The organism is Acidovorax sp. Q11, assembly GCF_054950075.1.
In genome coordinates this window covers 1-5,254 of the sequence record NZ_JBUDZG010000062.1, presented here as the reverse complement: position 1 = coordinate 5,254, position 5,254 = coordinate 1, and the positions used below count along the sequence as shown (strand labels likewise).

The window sequence follows — 5,254 nt, the reverse complement described above, 5'->3', positions numbered from 1 at the left end:
AGGGGCCGCAGGCAAGGCGCATCACTGCGCTATGTCCAAAGCCTTGATCCTGATGGGTGACTGGTGCGCTGCGGCGCAACCAAACATCGAGAACCAAGCGCGCGGTGAGTTCGAGGACGGGGGATGCAGTCTTGAAGGAGCAATCCGGATGGACAAAAAGGTGCGCTCTTGCGGTGCAGGGGCGTGTGTTTGCCACTTGACGGGGGCGGCTAATGGGTGACCCCTATGCCTTCTCCGTCCGGAGTCTTCTTCCACGGCTTGCCGTTCTTGTGCTGGGGAAACTCCGCGCCTGCGCACCTATTTGCGCTATCGCCACGTGGCACCCCTTGGTGTCATGTGCCCCATACCCTCCGACAGCTACTTACCCATGACCTGCTGATCGAGCAGTTACAAATAGCCGGACCACAATGAGATGAACGGCTAAGGCCGGAACGCAAAGCAGTGCGTAGGAAAACAACCCAGTCGAGTCGTTCAAGTAAGTTCGCAGTAACACCGCTGCGGTCCAAAGAAGCGGAGCACCAATCACAGTCTCAAAAATGCCTATTGTTCTCAGATCTGTTTGTACATTGGCTCGGCAATTCGGGCATCTAGATCGCGGACGAAAGTAAAGCATTGCGTATTTGTGCCCGCAGTTCGGGCAGCTCAGTCGTTTATGCGAACTCATTTGCAGACCCATGTACATAAACCGCCTTTTGCGGCTGCTGCAGCGGCAGTGCCAAGCAAACCTCCTCCGGCAGCCGCGTTACACATTGCCACTGGCACTAGAAGCGATATCTGGCAAACCATCTTGCACTGACCAAAATTCACTTCCTCCGGACCTCTATTGTCAGAGGGTGTTTGGGACAACCCCGCCGCGCACTCAGCAGTGGCACAGTGACCTGGAGGGGTTCGGGGCTTCCATCCTTCGTTCCACCACGGTGGTCTATTTGGCCGCAGCCCGTCTGGATCGATGCCGCTGAACGGATTGCCCCCCACATAGGCAAACCGATTCCACCCACCATCCAGCCCAATCGGATCAGCCTGCGTATACCGCCCCGTACCCGGCGCATACGTCCGGAAGTAGTTGTAGTGGAGATTGGTCTCCTTATCAAAGTACTGCCCCGGATACCGCAGGTTGAACGTGACGTCTGGGGTACTGGTCGCCCCCGTCGTCGGGTTTGTCATCTCACTCGTAAACCGCTTGGCCGCCGTGGTCGGCTGTTCATCCCCAAACGCACTGTACGCCCACTGCCACACCGCCTGCCCATTGGCCTGGGTGAGTTTTCTGGGGGTGTTCAGATGGTCGCTGTGCACGGCATAGGTCTGGCCGTTGACCACTGCCGCAATGGGCATGGGGCCATTGGCCGTGGGCAGCCACAGGTATTGCGCGCTGCCTGAGGTGGCGGCGCTGCCTTCTCCGTATTCGGCCAGCAGGCTGCCGTCTTCTGCGTACACATAGGTCCAGCCCAGCTTCTCGGCATCGCTGGTGGCGGGGCTCCAGAGTTTGCTGAAGAAGAAGTTGAGCAGTTGCTGGATAAGGCCGGGCTGTTCGCCCTGGGGGACCTTGTCGCTATCTCCCTCATCGCCGTCATCGGCCAGCAGGTTGTTCAGGTTCTTGCCGCTGCCCGCTTTGGCTGCGGCGCTGTACAGCGGCTCGGTCTTGAACACGCGCTGGCCCAGGGCGTTGTGGGCGTACTTGGTCTTGGGGGCGTCGGCCCCTGCGCCGGTGGTGGCGCTTTCCATGCGGCCCTGGCTGTCGTAGGCGTAGCTGCGCAGGCCGTCGCCCAGCAAATCGCCTGCGGCGTTGTACTGGTAGCTGACGCTGGTGGTGGCGCTGTTGCCGCCAGCGGTGGCAGTTTGCTCAAAGCCCAGCAGCCGGTTGTGGCCTGCGGCGGTGCCGTAGGTGCGGCTAAGCGTGTTGGTGACAGCCGGCGTGCCTGTGGCGGTGGTCTGCACGCTGGCCGTGCGGTTGCCGTTGGCGTCGTACTGGTAGGTGACGACGCGCACGCCATCGCCCATCTGGGTAATGCGGCCCAGGCTGTCGTACTGCACGTTCCAGGTGTTGTCGGCCTGGGCCAGGGTGGTTTCCAGCGGGTCAGTGCTGCCGGGCTTCCAGAGGTTTTGTGTGAGGTTGTAGATACGCCCTGCGCTGGTGTACTGGTAGCTGCTGAACTCGGTGGTGGTGAGCTGGCCTGCGGTGTTGTAGCTGCGGGTGGCCGGGATGGCGGCCGTGGCGCCGGGCAGGTTCCAGCTCCAGCTGGTGGGCTGGCCCAGGGGGTTCCAGGTGATGCCGGTCACCAGGGCTTGCCTGGCCCAGTTGAGGCCGGTGATCTGGCCGGTGGCGTCGTACACGTGCTGGAGCACCTGTCCACCGGGGTAGGTGGTGCTGGCCAGCAGGCCGCTGGCGGCGTAGGCATAGCCCACGCTGCGAGCGGTGCCGCTGAGCAGGGCCTGGGTCTTGGCAGTGACGCGGCCGAAGTGGTCGCGCTGGTAGGTGGTGGTGCCGCTGGCGTCCACGATTTCGCTCAAGGCGCCTTTGCTGGCGTTGGGCTGGCCGGCCTGGTTGTAGGCGGGGCCGCTCAAGTCGTAGCGCAAGGTGGTGGTGGGACCGCCCACCTGGGTGATGAGTGTGGGACGGCCCAGCAGGTCGCGGTCGATGTGGGTGGCCTGGCCCAGGGCATCGGTGACGGTGCTGGGCAGGCCCAGGGCGTCGTACTGGGTGCTTTGCAGGCCGCTGTCGGGGCTGGACTCTCCGGTGGCGTTGCCCAGGGCGTCGCGGGCGTAGGTGGTGCCTACGCCTTTGAAGTCGCTGGCCTGTATGACGCCGTCCAGGGCGTTGTAGGTCAGGGATGCCGTGGCGTTGGCGGCGTTGGTGATGGTCTTGACGCGGCGCAGGCTATCCAGGCCCAACTGAGTGGATTCATTGGCACCGTTGGTGCTGCTCACGGTCTCGCCATTGGCGTCAAAGCCGTAGCTGGTGGTTAGCTGCCCACCCACGGTGGTGCTTTGCACGCGGTTCAGGCTGCTGATGTTGCGCACCAGCAGCCAGGCCAGTTGGCCTTGGGCATTGCGCACTTCTTCTCGGGTGCGGTTGCCCATGGCGTCCAGGGTGTAGCTGCCGCTGTGACCCCGATTGTCGCTCCAGCCGGTCATGCGCTGGGCGGTGTCGTAGGTGTAGGTGATCACATGGCCGTAGGGCATGGTGGCGGTTGCCACCTGGCCCGAGGGGCGGTAGGTCAGGGTCGTGAGCTGCCCTCCCCGGTTGGCGGTGAGCATGCGGCCCCGGGCGTCGTAGGTATAGCTGGTGACGAGGCCTGTGGGAGCGGTGTGGGTAAGCACACGGCCTGCCGCGTCGTGGGTGTAGGTGTCTACATGGCCCAGGGCGTTGGTGCTGCTGGTGAGATTGCCCGCACTGTCGTACTGGTAGCTGGTGACGGCGCCGTTGGGAGCCTTCTCGGTAGCGACCAGACCGTTGGGGTGGTAGGTCCAGGTTGTGGTGCGGGCGATGCCACTGCCCATGCCCGCACCGGTGTCGGTGATGGTCTGGGTGAGGGGGTTGCCCACGCTGTCGTAGGTGTAGCTGGTGGTGCGTCCGGACTCGCTGATGGCCACAGGCAGGCGCCACAGGGGGTGCCACTCGGTGACGGTGGTGCGCTCTTCGGGTTTGCCTGCGGCTTCGGTGACGGCCGTGGGCAGGCGCCTGTCGGTGTTCCAGGCGTAGCTGGTGGTGGTGCCCACGAAGTCGGTCTCTGCGGTGATCAGGCCCAGGGGGCTTTGCACGCGGCTGGCGGCATCGGGTTGGCCCAGGCCATCGGGCTTGTCTGCGCCGGTGACAGCGAGCTTGCCCAGGTTCAGGGCGTAGTTGAAGGTGCGGGTTGTGCCCAGGGGGTCGGTGATGGTGGTGGGGCCGCCGCTACTGGCGGGATAGCTAACTTGGTAGCGTTCAACGGAGCCTGCATGCTCACTGCTTGTGGCGCGCCCTGCGCCGTCGTAGGTATAGGTGGCGAAGCGCTGGTTGTTTTCGTCGAGGATGCCGGTCAGGGCGTACGGGAAGTAGTACGGATTTTCGTAAAGAAAGGTACGGCTTGTACTGTCCGGATAGAAAACCTGAGAAAGCCTCTTGCTGTTGTCGTAGACGTAGCTAACAACTTGGGCGCCTGGCGCAGTCACTGATTGCAGCAGGCCGGATGCGTTATAGCTGAAAACCAGTGTTTGCCCGAAACCGTTGGAGACAGAGAGTAGTTGGCCCGCAGTGTTGTACAAATAGGTCGTCACCCAACCGTTGCGCCCAATCACGGACAGCAGCCTGCCCGCGTCATTGAACACGAGGGCTGCATCATCTTGGCTGCGCCGGTAGATCCAATTGCCTGAAGCGTTCTGCTCCAAGGAGTCGTTGCCTGAAGTGACCCAGTTGTTCGTGTCTCTAGCTTTGAAAAAGCTGCGCAGATAGCCTTCACCGGTCGTAATACGAACACTGTCACCGACAAATGCCTTGACTGCAGTCAGGCTTATGTTGTGATTGTGATTCCAGGCTTTGCCCAGCGACCCTGCGGCTATGGCCGAGCTCGTTCCCCAGGTGCTTTGGTAGTAGCGGACGAACGACAGGCTTGCAGGCCCTTGACCGCTCCAGTCGATCTCGGTGCGCAATTTGGCTCCGATAGCGGGCAATATGGGATTGGGGGTTAACAATCCCGAAGGCGGCTTGCACGTGTTGTCTTGAGGCTCTGGAGTAATCGGAGGAACGCAGAAGTTCTTCGTGTGATCTTCTACATGGCCCCCAGTGCAGCTACAAGCTTCATCTGAAAGTGAATAGGTGCTGTTTGCAGGACAGACGAAAGCGGAGCCACCTGCAGCCTGCCCCCAATAATTACCACCGTTGTAGCTGTAGTAGCAAGCCGCGCTGTTACCCGTCGCATTCAGGGTAAGCGAAGTAAACGTCAGGCTGGGATACTTGATAGTCCAAGATTGGCACATCGCTTGGGGCGTGGACTGCTGTCCACACTCATCGCATATTTGCCATACCCGCACTGCTGGGACAGACGCCTGCACGGGAGCACTTATGCCAAGCAGCAGCAAAATCGCAAGGACTACGCGAAGAAGATGCGCCCTGCAATGCAGGGCCTGTCCGAATTTCCGTGTGTGAGGCTCATTGAACCTTCACCGATTTCGTGAAGCTGATTGAGGATCTTACGTGCTCGATTTGGTGAACCGGTCTTCGTAGAGGATCGCGAATTGGTTCATCGCTGATTTCCAGTTGTTGGCTGCCCGTCCCCAG

At 61.5% G+C, this 5,254-nt stretch carries 2 protein-coding genes and 2 pseudogenes; 1 reads left to right on the top strand and 3 read right to left on the bottom strand.

The window, feature by feature from the left end; translation table 11 throughout:
• A partial coding sequence (locus ACYZGB_RS22600) for a hypothetical protein (protein ID WP_462391215.1) occupies positions 1–220 on the top strand: 220 nt, incomplete at its 5' end.
• A 13-nt stretch (positions 221–233) separates the two neighbouring features.
• Here ACYZGB_RS22600 and ACYZGB_RS22595 read toward each other — a convergent pair.
• The 3 genes and pseudogenes from ACYZGB_RS22595 to ACYZGB_RS22585 form a co-directional block, all read right to left on the bottom strand.
• Positions 234–358 (bottom strand): annotated as a pseudogene (locus tag ACYZGB_RS22595) (IS5/IS1182 family transposase); the annotation flags it as partial.
• A gap of 302 nt (positions 359–660) precedes the next feature.
• Positions 661–4,149 (bottom strand): RHS repeat-associated core domain-containing protein, encoded by a 3,489-nt coding sequence (locus ACYZGB_RS22590; protein ID WP_462391216.1) that lies wholly within the window; start codon positions 4,147–4,149, stop codon positions 661–663.
• A 279-nt stretch (positions 4,150–4,428) separates the two neighbouring features.
• Positions 4,429–4,953 (bottom strand): annotated as a pseudogene (locus ACYZGB_RS22585) (DUF6531 domain-containing protein); the annotation flags it as partial.
• Positions 4,954–5,254: the final 301 nt, after the last annotated feature.